This window comes from Herbaspirillum sp. GW821-FHT09A12, from assembly GCF_059418325.1.
In genome coordinates this window covers 17,383-34,114 of record NZ_JBWKPR010000012.1, presented here as the reverse complement: position 1 = coordinate 34,114, position 16,732 = coordinate 17,383, and the positions used below count along the sequence as shown (strand labels likewise).

Genomic DNA, 16,732 nt, shown 5'->3' with positions numbered 1-16,732 from the left:
ACGATCCCGCTTTCAATAGTAACGATATGACTAATCGCAAGAACGTTCGTCCTGTAGTCCGCACCGCGTACAGTACTCTTACCCAACGCAGCATCGTCGTCGCACTGGCTCTCGCGTCACTCGCGGGATGCACGTCGGTCGGCAGCTTGCTTGAAGGCGACCGTATCGATTACAAGAGCGCGGAAAAGGCCCGCGGCCCGCGGCTGGAAGTTCCGCCCGACCTGACCCAGCTGCAGCGCGACAACCGCTATGCGATCCCCGAGGCCAACAAGGGCGTGGCTACCGCTTCCGGCTATACCCTGGAGCAACAGACCAAGCCGGCCGCTGAAGTCGCCTCGGTGGCGCCGCAAGCCAACGGCAGCGACATCCACATCGAACGCGACGGCACCCAGCGCTGGCTGGTGGTCAGGCAGAGCCCCGAGACCCTGTGGCCGCAGATCAAGGATTTCTGGCAGGACAGCGGTTTCCTGATCAACATCGAATCGCCGGACACCGGCGTGATGGAAACCGACTGGGCTGAAAACCGCGCCAAGATCCCGCAAGACTTCGTGCGCAACACGCTGGGCAAGGTATTCGACTCGCTGTACTCGACCGGCGAACGCGACAAGTTCCGCACCCGCCTGGAGCGCGGCCCGAACGGCACCACCGAAATCTTCATCAGCCATCGCGGCGCCGAAGAAGTGCTGACCGGTTCGGCCAAGGAAACCTCGGTGTGGACCGCGCGTCCCTCCGACCCGGGCCTGGAGGCTGAATTCCTGGCGCGCCTGATGGTGCGCCTGGGCGCCGAAGAAACCAAGGCCAAGGCGGCCGTGGCCAACGCCCCGTCGCTGCAGGCCCGTTCCAAGCTGTTGAAGAGCGCAGCCGGCTCCAGCGTCCAGGTCGATGAAAGCTTCGACCGCGCATGGCGCCGCGTCGGCCTGGCGCTGGACCGCGTCGGCTTCACCGTGGAAGACCGCGACCGTACCCAGGGCACGTATTTCGTGCGCTATGTCGACCAGAACCAGGACGCCAAGGACAAGAAGGATCAGGGCTTCTTCTCGCGCATCTTCTCCAGTTCCAAGGACAAGGAAAAGACCGCCGCCAAGTACCGTATCGTGGTCAAGGGCAGTGGCGACAGCAGCAACATCGTGGTCCAGAACGGCGAAGGCAAGCCGGAGGTCTCCGATACCGCCGACAAGATCCTCGGCCTGTTGAACGATCAGTTGAAGTAAGTCGATGTAATGGCAATGCGTTATCGGGGCCGCATATGAAGTTCGCGAGCCTCGGTAGCGGCAGCGAAGGCAATGCGCTGCTGATTTCGGCCGCAGCCGGCTCAGAGCGTCCCAATGCGGGGACGACCGTGATGCTGGACTGCGGCTTTGCTTTGCGCGAAACCGAAAGGCGCATGCTGCGCGTCGGTATCGACCCCTCGGATGTTGCCGCCATCGTGGTGACCCATGAACATTCCGACCATGTCAACGGCGTATTCAAGTTCGCGCGCCGTTACCGCATCCCGGTCTGGCTTAGCTACGGCACCTACCAGGCAATCGCGGATCACGCCGCCGATGTCGACATCCAATTGTGCGCCGACGGCCAGAAGATCGCCATCGGCGACCTTGAACTCACTCCCTACACCGTGCCGCACGACGCCCGCGAACCGATCCAGTACATCGCAAGCGACGGCGACCGGCGCCTGGGCGTGCTGACTGACGCCGGGCAAGCGACGTCGCACATGATCCAGGCATTGGGCGCCTGCGATTCGCTGCTGCTCGAATGCAATCACGATCGCGCCATGCTGGAGAACTCTTCTTATCCGGCTTTCCTCAAGCGCCGCATCGGCGGGGCATACGGGCACCTGGCCAATGAAACCAGCGCCGAGATCCTGCAATTGCTCGACAAGAGCCGCCTCAAACAGGTGGTCGGCGCTCACTTGAGCCGCCAGAATAATACGCCCGAACTGGCGCGCGCAGCCTTGGAGAGCGTCCTTGGCGGCAGCTTCGGCGGTATCGATATCGCCTGCCAGGACGAGGGCTTCGGCTGGCTCGAGGTGTAAGGAAAAAGCGAGCAGGTCAGTCTCCTGTCAGCTTTGCCGGGCGTATCCCTGAAACATTCTGTTGCGATTTCATGCCGGCCTGCGCCTTCGCATGGCGCATATCCGATGCCCTTGCCATCCTCGCATGCAAGACCGGAATTCCCATGCAAGCCCTCGGAAGACTAAAAAATCAAATGGGCAAGGGCTGGATGAGGCAGAAAACGCAGGGGGCTTGAAGGGCCTGAATGCGCCAGTAAGGGCTTTGTCAGGAGAGGGGAGGGGAAAGAGTCCGCCCGGCTGTAAAAACGCGTCAGGGACGTTCTATTGCGGCGCAGAGGGTTTTCTTGCGTAGCATGTGATCCGCGATGGGGAGATGTCCGCGCCAAAGCACGAAGACCGGAGAGGGGATGTGGGGGAGGGGCAAAAATGCAGGCGAAAAAAAACCGGTCCTGAGACCGGTTTTTTGAAAATAATCTGATGATTATTTTGCTGGAGCGTCAGCTGGCTTGGCAGCGTCGGCAGCAGGAGCAGCGTCAGCCGGCTTGGCGGCGTCAGCAGCAGGAGCAGCAGCGTCAGCAGCCGGAGCGGCAGGCGCAGCAGCAGGAGCTTCAGCAGCTGCAGGTGCGGCAGCAGGAGCTTCAGCAGCAGGTGCTGGTGCAGGAGCTTCTTCCTTCTTGCCGCAAGCAGCCAGGGCAACAGCCAACAACGAAGCGATCAACAGAGTCTTTTTCATGAATATTCCTTCAATATTTAAAAATTGTGCGATGAATAATTACCGGTAATTATCGCTCTACAGGAGGCTCTCGCCGTACTTGGAAACCTCGCGGTTTCGTTTCGGTTCTTGCTTCTTTTTACTGCCGAAACTTGCTCGGACAACGAAAACTTTCCAGCCCGTCATTATAGCTATTTTTTTCCGATATCACACCGAAATCATTCTTTTTCGTAAGAATTTGTAAGTTCTTACAATTAAACCCATGAGGCCGGAAGGCCTTTATCCAGGCCGTTTTCCGCCGATTGTCGATCGGTCGGGCCAGTGTGTTTTTGGGATATTTTGAAGCAAATCAAGAAAATTCTAGCCATCCGCTTTCATGCCATTGATGCAAGGCTTCGAGCAGGTCTTCGGAAGCGTTTTCGAATTCCGATTTTTCCAGCCGGCGGTGATTTGCCAGCTTGGCGAGGATGACTTTGTCGGCCCGCCCGACCTGGAACGACTCGCCGTTGATGAACACGTTCGAGCCACGATAGAGCATCAGCGATTTGCGGTGCAATGCCAATCCGCGCTTTTTGGCGCCCTGGTAAAAGCGAGCAAATGACAATTGCTCGGCCGGCGCATCGAAGAATACGCTGGGTTTGGGTTCCGACAAATGCTGGCCGAGGAAGATGGCGATGTCGTCGTCGGTGAAGCGTATCTTGTTCAATTCATCGCGGATGCGACCGAGCATGTCGGCCGGCAGTTCGGCCGGATTGGCGCTGGGCTTGAGGTCGGGGTCGGCATAGCGGCCGGGCAGGTCAATGGTGTCCAGCATGAAGTCGAGGAAGGACTCGCCCAGTTCCTGGTAGGCCGGCGCGCGAAAGCCGATGGAATACGTCATGCATTCGCCGACTGCCGTGCCGTCGTGCGCGTAATGCGGCGGCAGGTAAAGCATGTCGCCCGGTTCCAGCACGAACTCTTCTTCCGGCTGGAAGTTGCTCAGTATTTTCAGCGGCACTCCATTTTCCAGCGACAGGTCGTCCTGTGCGCTGATGCGCCAGTGGCGCCGGCCATGCGCCTGCAGCAGGAACACGTCGTAGGAATCGAAATGCGGGCCGACGCCGCCGCCGTCGCTGGCGTAGCTGATCATCAGGTCGTCCAAGCGCGCGTCGGGGATGAAGCGGAACTGGCGCAGCAGCGCATCGGCCGCCGCGTGGTGCAGGTTGACGCCTTGTACCAGCAGCGTCCAGGCCTTTTGCTTGAGCGCCGGCAGCTTGTCGATGGGGCCGTGCTGCATGTCCCAGCCCGCGGCGCGGTGCGTGATCAGGCGCGACTCGACGTCGTCGCGCCTGGCCAGGTCGAACAGTTCGGCGCGCGGCAGCGGCGCCTGGAAGCCGGGAATGGCCTGGCGGATCAGCAGCGGTTTCTTGTGCCAGTAGTCACGCAGGAATTGGGCGGGCGTGAGGCCGCCGAGCAGGGCGAGTTTTTTCATGGCGACATTATAGGCGCGCGCGCCGCGTTGAAACGGCGCCAAGGCGGCGAAGTTTGATGCGGGTATAATCGCGCTTTGATTAACTTTGATTAAAGAAGAGTCCTTGCCGCGCGGGAATGGCAAGGGGGAACGCTCTTTGGCCCCACTGTGCCCGGCCATGAACGGCAAGCGTCGCAACAGCGGCATTGAAAGCATGGCATGGCCGCTCCCGCACCCAATACCGTTAGCAAAGGACCCCACACGATGAAGATCGCAAAGAACTCCGTAGTCTCCGTGAACTACAAATTGTCGGACGCGCAAAACAACCTGATCGAGGAAAGCCGCGAGCCGATGGTTTACCTGCACGGCGGTTACCAGAACACGCTGCCCAAGATCGAAGAAGCGCTGGACGGCAAGGAAACCGGTTTCAAGACCACCATCCAGGTCGAGCCGGAAGATGCCTTCGGCGAGTACGACTCCACCCTGGTCAAGATCGAACCGCTGTCGCGCCTGCCGCAACCGACCGAAGTCGGCATGCAGTTCGAAGGTTCGCCGGACGACGATGGCGAAGAATCGGTCATCTTCACCGTCACCGAAGTGGCCGACGGCAAGGCCGTGCTGGACGGCAACCATCCGCTGGCCGGCATCGCGCTGCGCTTTGAACTGTCCGTGACCGAAGTGCGCGCCGCCTCCGACGAGGAAATCGCCCACGGCCACGTGCATGGAGCGCACGGCCATCATCATCATCACGACGACGCTGCCGGTAACGATGGCGACGACGGCGACCATTTCCGCAGCCATCCGCTGAACTGATCCGGCCGCCGGCCCGCTTCAAATGGAAACGCCCGCAGCATTCGCTGCGGGCGTTTTGCTTTCCGGGGCTTGCCGGTAAGATGCGAGTTCAGCGCCGCTCGCCATCGGCATCGGCCACCGCAAACAATTGCGGAAGATGGTCGTCCACCACGATCTTCAGCCAGCGCTCGCCCGCGCCTACGCTGCCCAGGTTGCCGCTCCACAGGATATGCGGCGGCGCCTTGTCCTTGATGGTTTCGCCATGCACGACCAGCACCCGGCCGTGGAACTTGCCGGCCAGCTCGGAGAAGGTGCGGCGCATCTCGGCAAAACCGTCGCGCTGGGTGCGGAAAAAGGAGTGCTTGGGCGGCGAGCCAAAGGGATTGCCATCGGTGAAGAACACGATGGCGGCCGATTTTTTCAGGGCCGCGAAGGCGAACAGGTGCTGCAGCCAGTTGCGGTTGGCGATCAGGCGGTCTTCGAACTCGTTGTTGCGGCCGCCGTCGAGCAGGAAGTGGTTGTTGCCGGCCGGCAGGTTGACGGTGGCGAACAGGACATTGCCGACCTCCCAGCGCGCGTTCTCGGCATAGCTGCGGAACTTGGCCGTGAGCGACTGGCGCAGCAGCGGCAGCTTGCTGGCGCCGAAAGAGAATTCCCCGGTGTAGAACTGCTCGCGCATGTGCGCCAGGCGCTCGATGGCGTCGGAGCGTTGCGCACGGTCGCGGCAGGAAATCCAGTCGCTGGCGGCCAGCGACATGATCACGCCATTTTGCGCATGCGAGAGGATGTCGCGCCGTTGGCTATACAAGGCATCGTCGCAAGGTTCGGCAGAGGACTTGATGCCGTTGACCACCACGAACGCCAGGTTGTCGGCATCGGTTTCGGCGATGGCCTGGCGCAGCGCTTCTTCGCCGCCGCCGCCGGCAAACGCATGACTGATGATGCCGAAGGCGAAGTCTTGCGGCGCCGCCGATGCCGGCCGTGCCGGCATGGCGGCGGCAAAGGCGAGCAGGGCGGTAAGCAGGAGGCGTGTCATTGTCGGTTCGGCATCGGTTGCGGCCTGCGGTCAAGCCACCAGGTCAATTGTTCCTGCTCAGTTCCTTCAGTTTGTATAGCGCATCCAGCGCCTGACGCGGGGTCAGCGCATCGGGGTCGATTTGCCCCAGCGACTGGAGTATGGCTTGCGCCTGCGGATCCGGTTCGACTGCGATGGGCGGCGCTTGTTCGGCGCTTGTCTCATCCGTCTCCCGTGCGGCAGTGTGCGCGGGTTCTTCGTCGCGTTCGATGAATTGCTGGGTATTGAACAGGTCGAATTGCGGCGTCGGCTGCATGGACTGGCTTTCCAGCGCGGAAAGGTGCTTGCGCGCGGCGCGGATCACCGGCGCCGGCACGCCGGCCAACTGCGCCACTTGCAGGCCGTAGCTCTGCGAAGCCGGGCCGCTTTGCACCGCATGCAGGAACACGATGCTGTCCTTATGTTCCACTGCCGACAAGTGTACGTTGGCCGCGCTCGGATGGATTTCCGGCAATTGCGTCAGTTCGAAATAGTGGGTGGCGAACAGCGTGAAGCTGCGGGTCACGTCGATCAGGTGCTTGGCGATGGCCCAGGCCAGCGCCAAACCGTCGAAGGTCGAGGTGCCGCGCCCGACTTCATCCATCAGCACCAGCGAATGCTCGCTGGCGTTGTTGAGGATGGCGGCCGATTCGGTCATTTCCACCATGAAGGTGGAACGGCCGCCGGCCAGGTCGTCGGCCGCGCCGATGCGGGTGAAGATGCGGTCGATCGGGCCGATCACCGCAGCCGTGGCCGGCACGAAACTGCCGACATAGGCCAGCAGCGTGATCAGCGCCACCTGGCGCATGTAGGTCGACTTGCCGCCCATGTTGGGGCCGGTGATCAAGAGCAGCTTGCGTTCGGCCGCCAGTTGGCAGTCGTTGGCGATGAAACGCTCGATCTGGTTTTCCACCACCGGATGGCGACCCTGTTCGATCTGGATGCAGGGCTCGTCCACCAGTTGCGGCGCGCACCAGTTGTTGCGCGCGGCGTGGTCGGCCAGCGCCACCAGCGTGTCGAGCTGGGCCAGCGCGTGGGCGATGGCTTGCAGCGTGACGATGTGCGGCGCCATGTCGTTCAGCAATTGCTCGTACAGGAATTTCTCGCGCGACAGCGAACGCTCCTGTGCCGACAGCGCCTTGTCCTCGAAGGCCTTGAGCTCGGGGATGATGTAGCGCTCGGCGTTCTTGAGCGTCTGGCGGCGGCGGTAATCTTCCGGCACCTTGTCGCTCTGGCCGTTGGTGACCTCGATGTAGAAGCCGTGCACCTTGTTGTATTCCACCCGCAGGTTGGCGATGCCGGTGCGCGCGCGTTCGCGCGCTTCCAGGTCCAGCAGGTACTGGCCGGCGTTTTCCGACAGGCCGCGCAACTCGTCCAGTTCGGCATCAAAGCCGCGCGCGATCACGCCGCCGTCGCGCACCATCGCGGCCGGTTCCAGCATGATGGCGCGTTCCAGCAGGTCCAGGCATTCCACCGGCGTGGCCAGCGCTTCATGCAGTTGCTTGAGCAGCGGCGCATCGGCGTCGCGCGCGCACATGTCGACATAGGCGCGCAGCGAACTGAGCTGCTGCAAGCCGGCGCGCAGGCCCGCCAGGTCGCGCGGGCGCGCCGACAGCAGGGCGATGCGGGTGGTGATGCGTTCGATATCGGGCACTGCCGCCAGCGTGGCCGACAGGCCTGAGCAGGCGTCGGTGCGCATCAGCGCGTTGATGGCGGCATGGCGCGCGCGCGCCACGGCTTGATCGCGCAGCGCATGGTGCAGCCAGTGGCGCAACAGGCGCGAACCCATCGCGGTGCGGCAATGGTCGAGCGTGGAGAACAGCGTCGGCGCCAGCGCATTGGCGTCCTGGGCGCGGATGGTCTCGGTCAGTTCAAGGTTGCGGCGGGTGGCCGCGTCCAGCCCGATGAATTCGTTTTCCGATTCGACCGTGAGTGCGCGCACATGCTGCAGGCCGCGGCCTTGCGTCGATTGCGCATAACGCAGCAGCGCGCCGGCCGCGCCGATGGCCGTGGTCAGGCCTTGCGCGCCGAAGCCGTCCAGCGTCGCCACCGACAATTGCTCCAGCAAGGCCTTCTCGCTGCTGGGCTGGTCGAAATGCCAGTCGGGCACCGTCACGGCGCGATTGGGCAACAGTGGTTCGCATTGTTCCAGCTGGCTGTCGGCGACCAGGATTTCGGCCGGGGAGATGCGTTCCAGTTCCTGCTTGATGCGGGTTTCGAGGACATTGGCATCGACCGTGAACTCCATCAGCTTCAATGCGCCGCTGGCCATCGACAGCCACGACAGGCCGACCTGCACCTGCTTGCGCGGGCGGCCGGCGGCGATCTGCATCGCCAGCAGGCAGCGTTCGGCCTTTTCCGGCAGCAGGTCGGAGTCGGTCAGCGTGCCGGGGGTGACTACCCGCACTACCTTGCGATCGACCGGCCCCTTGCTGGTGGCCGGGTCGCCGATCTGCTCGCAGATCGCCACCGACTCGCCCAGCTTGATCAGGCGCGCCAGGTATTGCTCGACGGAGTGGAAGGGCACGCCGGCCATCTTGATCGGCGTGCCATTGGAAGAACCGCGCTGGGTCAGCGTCACGCCCATCAGGCGCGAGGCTTTCTCGGCGTCGTCGAAAAACAGTTCATAGAAGTCGCCCATCCGGTAGAACAGCAGGGTCTGCGGATGGTCGGCCTTGATGCGCAGGTATTGCTGCATCATCGGCGTATGGGCGGCGAGGTCTTTGGTCATCAGGCTATTGGTTCAGGACCCGAAGCTCGGGTATTGCGTGTCAGGGATTGCGTCTGCCGCACGCGCCGTGGCGCAGGAAAAGTCCATGGTCGGCGGCAGGAAAGGCTGGCCGGGCGCTGGCGGGTGGCGTCGCGCCGGGCATGCCATAAATCAAAAATGCGGACCTGGGTCCGCATGCATGAGAGGGGATTGTACGCGTAATGGGGCGGGGTAGCCAAGCCGGGCGTGGGACGAATGCACTCGCAAATTAATTGTTAACAGGCCCTAAGCAGATAGTGGGCGGCCGTTATCGCTGTGCATCACGGTGGCGCTGAGCCGGATATCGAGCGCGCCGATCAACTTCATTACCGTGTCAAGACGCGGTGTGGCGCCAGGCGCCAGTGTTTTATAAAGGCTTGCGCGTCCAAGGCCGGCTTTTTGCGCAACGGCAGTGATGCCGCGAGCGCGAATGACATCGCCCAGGGCAGACATCAGCAGAGCAGGGTCATTCTCTTCGAGGGCCGCCTGGATATATGCAGCGATTGCTTCTTCGCTATCCAGATATTCCGCTGCGTCAAAGGGGGCGACCTTCAGATCTTCCGGGGTGAATATTGGGGTTTTCATCGCGACTCCTTGAGAGATCCGGTTAGACATTGCTTCGTAGGGCATTCCAGAGCGCAATCGCCGTCTGGATATCGACTTGCTGGCCCGACTTGTCGCCGCCGCACAGCAGGAGGTAAGTGACTTTGCCTTTGCGGGCGTAATAGACCCGGTAGCCTGGGCCGTAATCGATCTTCATTTCGTGGACGCCTTCCCCGACCGGCTTTGTGATTCCAAAGTTTCCTTCGGCGGCTCTTTTGATCCGAAGGGTAATTCGCGCTTGTGCTTGCTTATCCGCAAGACGGGCATGCCATTGATTGAATCGGCCAGAGCGTTCGATGATGTTCACGAGAGAGATATTGTATCCGAATGGAGACATTAATCTACGCGAATCTTGTAACGAAGCGGAAAAATGGGAAGGGAAAAGTGCCGTGAAATCGCAAATTCCCTATTTGTGAGGTTTCCGCCGTGACAAAAAAACAGGCGGTCGCTTGCGCAACCGCCTGCCCAGCCCGGAGAAGGGGAGAGACCCCGGACTGTAGGGGGCCGGTAAAAATCAGTGCGCCGACGAGGTATCGGCCACGCGGGTCGGCTTGGGCGCCAGCCAGACCGCCATGGCGGCCAGCGAGAACGAGATCGCGGCCATCATGAAGATGTGGTTGGTGGCCAGCATGACGGCCTGGTTCTGCACCGTTTGCGCCAGCGAGGCGGTGGCCTGGTCGGCCGACATGCCGGAGGCGGCCATCGTATTGACGGCGTCGCCCATCCTGTCCACCAGGCCGGACAGCTCGGCGTGGAAGTAAGTGGTGTCGTTCTCCCAGCTGGTATTGACGATGGAAGTGGCGATGGCGCCGGACATGGTGCGGCAGAAGCTCATCAGGCCGGCCGCCGAGGCGGTTTCCTCCGGGTTGACCGAGGACAGCGCCAGGCCGGTCAGCGGCACGAAGAACAACGGCAGCCCGATGCCTTGCAAGAACAGCGGCCAGCCGATCTGGAACATCGACATGTCGGTGGTGTTGAAGGCGCGCACGAAGGTCATCAGCCCCAGCCACACCACGCCGATGCAGACCAGCTTGCGGGCGTCCACGGTGGTCGACATCTTGGCCACCATGGGCGCGGTCATCACCGCCAGGATGCCGGTCAGCGCCGAGACGCAGCCCGACCAGGTCGCCGTGTAGCCCATGTAGCCCTGCAGCCACAGGGGCGTGAGCACCACCGAACCGAAGAAGGCGCCGAAGGCCAGGCAGATGGTGGTCACGCTGGCGGTGAAGCCGCGGTGGCGGAATACCCGCAGGTCGACGATGGGGTTCCTTTCGGTCAATTCCCAGATCAGGAAGGCGATGAAGAACACCACCGCCACCACCGCCAGCAGCACGATCTCGGTGGAGGCGAACCAGTCCTTTTCCTTGCCTTCGTCCAGCATCAGCTGCAACGCGGCGACCCACACCACCATCAGGACCAGGCCGATGCGGTCGATCGGCAGCTTGGCGGTGGTGGTTTCATAGCGCTTGAGCATGCGCCAGCCGATATAGCCGCATATCAGCGCCACCGGCACGTTGATCCAGAAAATGTAGGGCCAGCTGTACTGGTCGCACAGCACGCCGCCCAGGATCGGGCCGGCGATCGGCGCCACCAGCGTGGTCATGGCCCACAGCCCGATGGCGGCCGGCGCCTTTTCCTTGGGGAAGATGCGCAGCAGCAGGGTTTGCGAAAGCGGCATCAGCGGGCCGCCGGCCAGGCCTTGCAGCACGCGGAAGGCGATCAGCATGCCCAGCGAATTGGCCAGGCCGCACAGCGCCGAGAACAGGCCGAACATCACCATCGACAGGATGAATACGCGCACCGTGCCGAAGCGGTTGGCCAGCCAGCCGGTCAAGGGCACCGTGATGGCCTCGGCCACCGCGTACGAGGTGATGACGTAGGTGCCCTGGCTGGTGGAGGCGCCCAGCGAGCCGGCAATGGTGGAGACCGAGACGTTGGCGATGGTGGTGTCGAGCACCGCGATGAAATTGGCCGCCGCCAGCAGGATGCCGGCGCCGACCAGCTTGCCGCCGGTCAGCGGGGCTTCGAACAGGCCCGGCGCTGGCGTCGGCTTGGGCGCAGGCAGCGAGGCCGCATCTGCGCTAACAGTGGATGACATGGAAAACCTCTTCTTGTCTTGTCACGCGCCGCTTACAGCGCGGCTGCCCGGCCGTTCGTGTTCTGCGCGGTCTTGGGGAGGGCATCGCCGGCCTGGATCTGGCCGCGGGTGTCGATCTCGACCACCATCGACAGGCCCACCGACAGCGGACGCTGCGCCAGCTCCTTGGGATCGATCGAGATGCGCACCGGCAGGCGCTGCACCACCTTGATCCAGTTGCCGGTGGCGTTTTGCGCCGGGATCACCGCGAAGGCCGAACCGGTGCCGCCGGACAGGCCGGTCACCACGCCGTGGTATTCGACCGAGCCGCCGTAGATGTCCGCCTTCATGGTGACCGGCTGGCCGATCTTGACCTTGGTCAGTTGGCCTTCCTTGAAGTTGGCGTCCACGTGCATCTGTTGCAGCGGCACCACCGACAGCAGGTTGGCGCCGGTCTGCACGCGCTGGCCGACCTGCACCTGGCGGCGCGCCACCACGCCGTCGACCGGGGCGCGCAGTACGGTGCGCTCCAGATCCAGCCGGGCCTGGTCGCGCTTGGCGCGCGCCAGTAGCACTTCGGGGTTGTTGTCGACGGTGGTGTCGGCGGTCAGCACGGTGCTGGCCTTTTGCGCGCCGAGGGTGGCCTTGGTGTTGGCGCGCGACTGCACTTCACTGGCTTCGGCCGCCTTCAGGCTGGCCTGGGCGTTCAACAGCGCGGTGCGCGCGTTGGAGAGTTCCTCGCCGGACACCGAACCCGACTTGGACAGCGCTTCGCGGCGTTGCAGGTCGATCTCGGCGCGCTTCATGTCGGCCTGGGCCGACAGCAGTTGTGCGGCGGCGCGCTTTTGTTCGGCTTCGCGCGCCAGCACCTGCGCGGCCAGGCCGGCATCGTTGGCGAAGAAGCCCTGAACGCGGCGTTCGGTGCGGTCCAGATCCGCTTCGGCCTGGGCCAGCGCCAGTTTGGCGTCGGCGTCGTCGATGGCGACCAGTACCTCGCCCTTCTTGACGGCTTGCGTGTCGACCACCTTGACGTCGGCCACGATGCCGTTGATGGCCGGCGTGAGCACCGAGATTTCGGTGGCGGTGTAGGCGTTGTCGGTCTCGACGTAGCGCGAGCCGATCAGGTACCAGTAGGCGCCGTAACCGATGCCGGCGATGGCAATCACGCCGCCGAAGATGGAAAAGAGTTTCTTGCGCTTTTGCGCTGCCGCGGCTGTGGCGGCGGCATCGGCGCGTTGCTTGGCGGCGTCATCCGCCGCCATGGTTTGGGTTGCCTGGGAGTCGCTGTGGGACATGATGATTAACCTTTCGCTTGCGTGTCTGTCGTGTGGGATGTGCCGCTGTCGCCGCTGTTGGTGCCGCCGCTGTAGCCGCCGCCCAGCGCGCGCACCAGCGCAACGTCGAGGCTGAACATGCGCGAGCGCAGGTTGGAGAGTTCGCGCAGGTTGGTGATCAGCGTGTCCTGCGCGTTGAGCACATCCAGGTAATTGGCCAGGCCGCCGTTGTAGCGGTTGCTGACGATGCGGTAAGCCTGTTCGGCGGCATCGGCGGCGAGCTGGACTTTTTCGAGCCGTCCGGCCAGCGCTTTTTCGCTGACGGTGACATCGGCCACGTCTTGCAGCGCTTGCGTGACGGCCTGGTCGTAATTGGCCACGGCTTCGTCATAGCCGGCGCTGGCCGAGCGGAACTGGCCGCGCAGGCGGCCGCCATTGAAGATCGGCAGCGAGATGGCCGGGCCGATGCTGCCGATGTCGGAGCCGCGGCTGGTCAGCATGTCGATGCCCAGCGACTGGAAGCCGAAGTAGGCCTTCAGGTTGACGTTGGGGTAGAAGGCGGCGCGCGCCACCTTGATCTGCTTGCCGGCCGCTTCGGCGCGCAGGCGCGCGGCGACGATGTCGGGGCGGCGGCCCAGCAGGTTGACCGGGATCTGGTCGGGCAGCTGGAACGGCTTGCTCATGTCCACCTTCGGGCGCACCAGCAGCAGGCCGCGGTCGGGGCCGGCGCCGGCCAGCGCGGCCAGCTTGTTGCGCTGGAGCGCGATCGATTCGTCGGTGGCCCTGAGGTCGGCTTCGGCCATGGCGCGGCGCGCTTCCATCTGCTTGACCGAGCCCAGCGTTTCCAGGCCGTTGGCGTAGCGCTGGTTGAACAGGTCGAGCGATTCGACGCGCACCTTCAAGGCCGCTTCGTTGGTGTCGCGTTGGGTATAGAGGTGCTCCAGCTCGGCATAGGCCGAGGCGATCGATGTGCCCAGCGTGATGCGCGCCTGGGCGGCGTCGGCGCGGGCCGCTTCCAGCTCGGAAGTGGCGGCCGCCAGCGCGGCGCGGTTCTTGCCCCAGAAGTCGATCTCGTAGCTGAAGTCCAGCGTGGCCTTGGTTTCGTTGTTGTAGTCCTTGGGCACGTATTCGGCCGGGAAGCCGTTGTTGTAGGACTGCTTCATGTGATCCAGCGAGGCGTTGGCGCTGATGTCCGGATACAGGGCCGCGCCTTGTTGCTGCGCCGCGCCTTCGGCCTTGAGCAGGCGGGCGCGGGCGACCGCCATCGAGGGGGCGCCTTGCAGCGCCTCGCCGATCAGCGCATCCAACTGGTCGTCGCCATAGGCGCGCCACCATTGGTCGGCCGGCCACGCCGCCTGCGGCGTGGCGCTGGCCAGCATCTGGCCGCTTTGGTAACTGTCGATGGCCTTGGGTTCGGCGCGCGGGCCGAGGTCGGTGAAGGAGGCGCAACCGGACAGCGTCAGCGCCAGCAGGGCGGCGGCCGAAGCCAGCGCGGTGCGGTGCAGGCGGCGTCCGGCCGCTGCGGCGACAGCAAAGCCTGGCGTCGCCGCGCGAAGGGCGGGAGTGTCTGAAGTGTTCATGGATGTGGATGACAACGATGTTTTTAAACTGTACAGTACAGTATATTATTTGGATTTCAGACGCGTCAAGGGGAATTGCGAAAAATTGCTCGCATCCATGGCGATTCCGCCACGCTCGGTTTTTGTCGTTGAATTGGCCGGCTTTGTCGTCCATCTTCGCCTATAATTCGGCCTGGAACGAAGGTGTAAGGAATTGGAAAGCTTGCCTGAAAATGGAATAAGCAGGCGGCAACTACGCAACACAGGAAAAGGCATGCGCAAGAAAAGTGAAGAACGCCGCCAGGCGATGATTGATGTCGCCGCGCAAGTGTTCAACGAAATCGGTTTCGAGGGCGCCTCGATGGCGGAGATCTCGGCCCGCATCGGCGGCTCCAAGGCCACGCTGTACAACTACTTCAGCTCGAAGGAAGAGATCTTCGTCGAGGTGATGCTCAAGCAGGTCGGCTGCCAGTTCGAGCAGGCCTTCACCGCCTTGAGCGACGAGGATGACGTGCGCCTGGGCTTGCTGCGCCTGGCGCGGCATTATCTCGATATCGTGCTCAAGCCGGATGTGGTCGCAGTCAAGCGCCTGGCCATGTATTACGCCGGCAAGTCCGACCTCGGTCCCCTGCTCTATGAGCGCGGCCCCAAGCGCGGCTGGACGCGCATTGCGGAATTTCTCAAGCTGAAGATGGACGAAGGCAAGCTGCACAAGGGCGATGCCTGGATCGCGGCCCTGCAGTTCCGCTCGCTGGTGGAGTCCGAATGGATGGATGTGCGCATGCTCAATGTCGTGACCGAGCTGCCGCCCGACCAGTTGCAGGCCTCGGCTGAGCGCGCGGTAGAGGCCTTCGTGTATCTGTACCAGCCGCGCTGAGCGGTCACGCCTTCAAGGCATCAAAGAACAAGCCCGGCATCGTCGAGATGCCGGGCTTGCTTTTTGCGGCGTCAAACTTAACGCTGGTGCGCCAGCCGGCCCGCCGAGTAGGTCGCGGCGATGGCGCGGTCGTCGCCCAGGATGGCCAGCGCGAACAACTGTTCCTCCAGGCTGTCGGTGTTGGCGCTGCGGCGCGCTAGCAAAGGCGTGGCGCGCGGATCGAGCAAGATGAAATCGGCATCGCAACCGGGCGCGAAGTTGCCGATGGTGCCTTCCAGCTGCAGTGCGCGGGCGCCGCCCAGCGTGGCCAGGTAGAACATGCGCTGCGCCGGCAGGTAGGTGCCGCCCATGCGGCCGACCTTGTACAGCTCATTCATGGTCTGCAGCATCGAGAAGCTGGTGCCGCCGCCCACATCGGTGGCCAGCGACAGCGGCACGCGCGCCTTGTCTGCATTCACGAAGTCGAACAGGCCGCTGCCCAGGAACAGGTTGGAGGTCGGGCACACCGTGGCGGCCGACTGCGTGGCCGCCATGCGCGCACGGTCCTGGTCGTCCAGCCAGATGCAGTGCGCATACAGCGCGCGCCGGCGCATCAGGCCGTACTGGTCGTACACGTCCAGATAGCTGCGGGCGTCGGGATACAGCTCCTTCACCCATTTCACCTCATCGGTATTTTCCGCCACGTGGGTCTGGATGTAGGCATCCGGATACTGCGCCGCCAGCTCGCCGGCCAGCTTCATCTGCTCGTGCGTCGAGGTCGGCGCGAAGCGCACCGTGATGGCGTAGTGCTGGCGCCCCTTGTTGTGCCAGCGCTTGATCAGATCTTCGCTCTCGCGCACGCCGGTTTGCGCGGTGTCGCGCAGGAAGTCGGGCGCGTTGCGGTCCATCAGGCACTTGCCGGCCACCATGCGCAGGTTGCGCGCGTGGCTGGCTTCGAAGAAGGCGTCCACCGACTGCGGATGCACGGTGCAATACACCGCCGCGCTGGTGGTGCCGTTGCGCAGCAGCTCGGCCAGGAAGAAGTCGGCCACCTCGGCGGCATGCCCGCCGTCCTCGAAGCGGCGCTCGGCCGGGAAGGTGTAGTTGTCCAGCCAGGGCAGCAAGCCCGGCGCCGGCGAGCCGATGATGTCGGTCTGCGGATAGTGGATGTGGGTGTCGATGAAGCCGGGGCAGATGATCTTGCCGCGGTGGTCCTGCACCGGCACGCCGGCGGGGACCGATGCGATCAGCCGGTCGAAGTCGCCGGCCGCCTTGACCTTGCCGTCTTCCACCAGCAGCAGGCCATCGGCATGCCACTGGGTGGCGCGCTCGTCAAAGGCGGGATCGTTGGTGAAGTGCAGCAGGCTGGCGCGGTAGGCTTGCATGGATGTGCTCATGGCGTGTCCTCAATACTGGCCGCCGCGCGCGGGAAAGGAAAGCGCGCCGGCGGCATCGATTCAATGGTCATCATACTGGAAGGCGCAGACGCAGCAACGCCTTCCTGATGGGTTAAAGCGGAATCGTAGCGAGGCTCCGGCAGGGCCGGCATGGTGGATATCGTCTGGTCCGGAGGGAGCCTCTGGGTGACGGCAGGG

14 protein-coding genes are annotated in these 16,732 nt (G+C 63.4%); 4 read left to right on the top strand and 10 right to left on the bottom strand.

The window, feature by feature from the left end:
- The first annotated feature begins 26 nt into the window (after positions 1-26).
- Both bamC and AC07N6_RS19840 read left to right on the top strand, forming a co-directional pair.
- Positions 27-1,211: an NlpB/DapX family lipoprotein gene (bamC, locus tag AC07N6_RS19845; protein ID WP_494782136.1), complete on the top strand. Its 1,185-nt coding sequence runs from the start codon at positions 27-29 to the stop codon at positions 1,209-1,211.
- 35 nt (positions 1,212-1,246) lie between these two features.
- Positions 1,247-2,032, top strand: coding sequence for an MBL fold metallo-hydrolase (locus AC07N6_RS19840; RefSeq protein WP_494782135.1), 786 nt, complete (start codon positions 1,247-1,249; stop codon positions 2,030-2,032).
- Between the two features lie 460 nt (positions 2,033-2,492).
- Here the strand turns inward: AC07N6_RS19840 and AC07N6_RS19835 are convergent, their stop codons facing one another.
- On the bottom strand, positions 2,493-2,744 hold the full coding sequence (locus tag AC07N6_RS19835) for a hypothetical protein (RefSeq protein ID WP_494782134.1): 252 nt from the start codon (positions 2,742-2,744) through the stop codon (positions 2,493-2,495).
- A 328-nt stretch (positions 2,745-3,072) separates the two neighbouring features.
- Positions 3,073-4,194 carry a JmjC domain-containing protein gene (locus AC07N6_RS19830; protein ID WP_494782133.1) on the bottom strand — a complete coding sequence of 374 codons (1,122 nt, stop codon included), beginning with the start codon at positions 4,192-4,194 and terminating at the stop codon, positions 3,073-3,075.
- A gap of 243 nt (positions 4,195-4,437) precedes the next feature.
- Here AC07N6_RS19830 and AC07N6_RS19825 point away from each other — a divergent pair, with 243 nt between their 5' ends.
- On the top strand, positions 4,438-4,986 hold the full coding sequence (locus tag AC07N6_RS19825) for an FKBP-type peptidyl-prolyl cis-trans isomerase (protein ID WP_494782132.1): 549 nt from the start codon (positions 4,438-4,440) through the stop codon (positions 4,984-4,986).
- Between the two features lie 88 nt (positions 4,987-5,074).
- Here the strand turns inward: AC07N6_RS19825 and AC07N6_RS19820 are convergent, their stop codons facing one another.
- The 7 genes from AC07N6_RS19820 to AC07N6_RS19790 all read right to left on the bottom strand — a co-directional run bounded on the left by AC07N6_RS19820 (position 5,075) and on the right by AC07N6_RS19790 (position 14,302).
- Entirely contained in the window at positions 5,075-6,001 is a 927-nt protein-coding gene (locus AC07N6_RS19820) for a hypothetical protein (protein WP_494782131.1), read from the bottom strand.
- A 43-nt stretch (positions 6,002-6,044) separates the two neighbouring features.
- On the bottom strand, positions 6,045-8,750 hold the full coding sequence (gene mutS / locus AC07N6_RS19815) for a DNA mismatch repair protein MutS (RefSeq protein WP_494782130.1): 2,706 nt from the start codon (positions 8,748-8,750) through the stop codon (positions 6,045-6,047).
- Positions 8,751-9,014: 264 nt separating this feature from the next.
- Complete coding sequence (locus tag AC07N6_RS19810) at positions 9,015-9,353, bottom strand: addiction module antidote protein (RefSeq protein WP_494782129.1); 339 nt, start codon at positions 9,351-9,353, stop codon at positions 9,015-9,017.
- Between the two features lie 22 nt (positions 9,354-9,375).
- Positions 9,376-9,678 carry a type II toxin-antitoxin system RelE/ParE family toxin gene (locus AC07N6_RS19805; protein ID WP_494782128.1) on the bottom strand — a complete coding sequence of 101 codons (303 nt, stop codon included), beginning with the start codon at positions 9,676-9,678 and terminating at the stop codon, positions 9,376-9,378.
- A gap of 207 nt (positions 9,679-9,885) precedes the next feature.
- Positions 9,886-11,469 carry a DHA2 family efflux MFS transporter permease subunit gene (locus AC07N6_RS19800; protein WP_494782127.1) on the bottom strand — a complete coding sequence of 528 codons (1,584 nt, stop codon included), beginning with the start codon at positions 11,467-11,469 and terminating at the stop codon, positions 9,886-9,888.
- Positions 11,470-11,501: 32 nt separating this feature from the next.
- Complete coding sequence (locus AC07N6_RS19795; RefSeq protein ID WP_494782126.1) at positions 11,502-12,743, bottom strand: HlyD family secretion protein; 1,242 nt, start codon at positions 12,741-12,743, stop codon at positions 11,502-11,504.
- A gap of 5 nt (positions 12,744-12,748) precedes the next feature.
- Positions 12,749-14,302 carry an efflux transporter outer membrane subunit gene (locus AC07N6_RS19790; protein WP_494782125.1) on the bottom strand — a complete coding sequence of 518 codons (1,554 nt, stop codon included), beginning with the start codon at positions 14,300-14,302 and terminating at the stop codon, positions 12,749-12,751.
- 253 nt (positions 14,303-14,555) lie between these two features.
- Between AC07N6_RS19790 and AC07N6_RS19785 the strand changes: the two genes are divergently transcribed.
- Entirely contained in the window at positions 14,556-15,158 is a 603-nt protein-coding gene (locus AC07N6_RS19785) for a TetR/AcrR family transcriptional regulator (RefSeq protein ID WP_494782124.1), read from the top strand.
- Positions 15,159-15,235: 77 nt separating this feature from the next.
- On the opposite strand, the gene guaD is transcribed toward AC07N6_RS19785, so the two are convergent.
- Positions 15,236-16,534 (bottom strand): guanine deaminase, encoded by a 1,299-nt coding sequence (guaD, locus tag AC07N6_RS19780; protein ID WP_494782123.1) that lies wholly within the window; start codon positions 16,532-16,534, stop codon positions 15,236-15,238.
- Between the last annotated feature and the right edge of the window lie 198 nt (positions 16,535-16,732).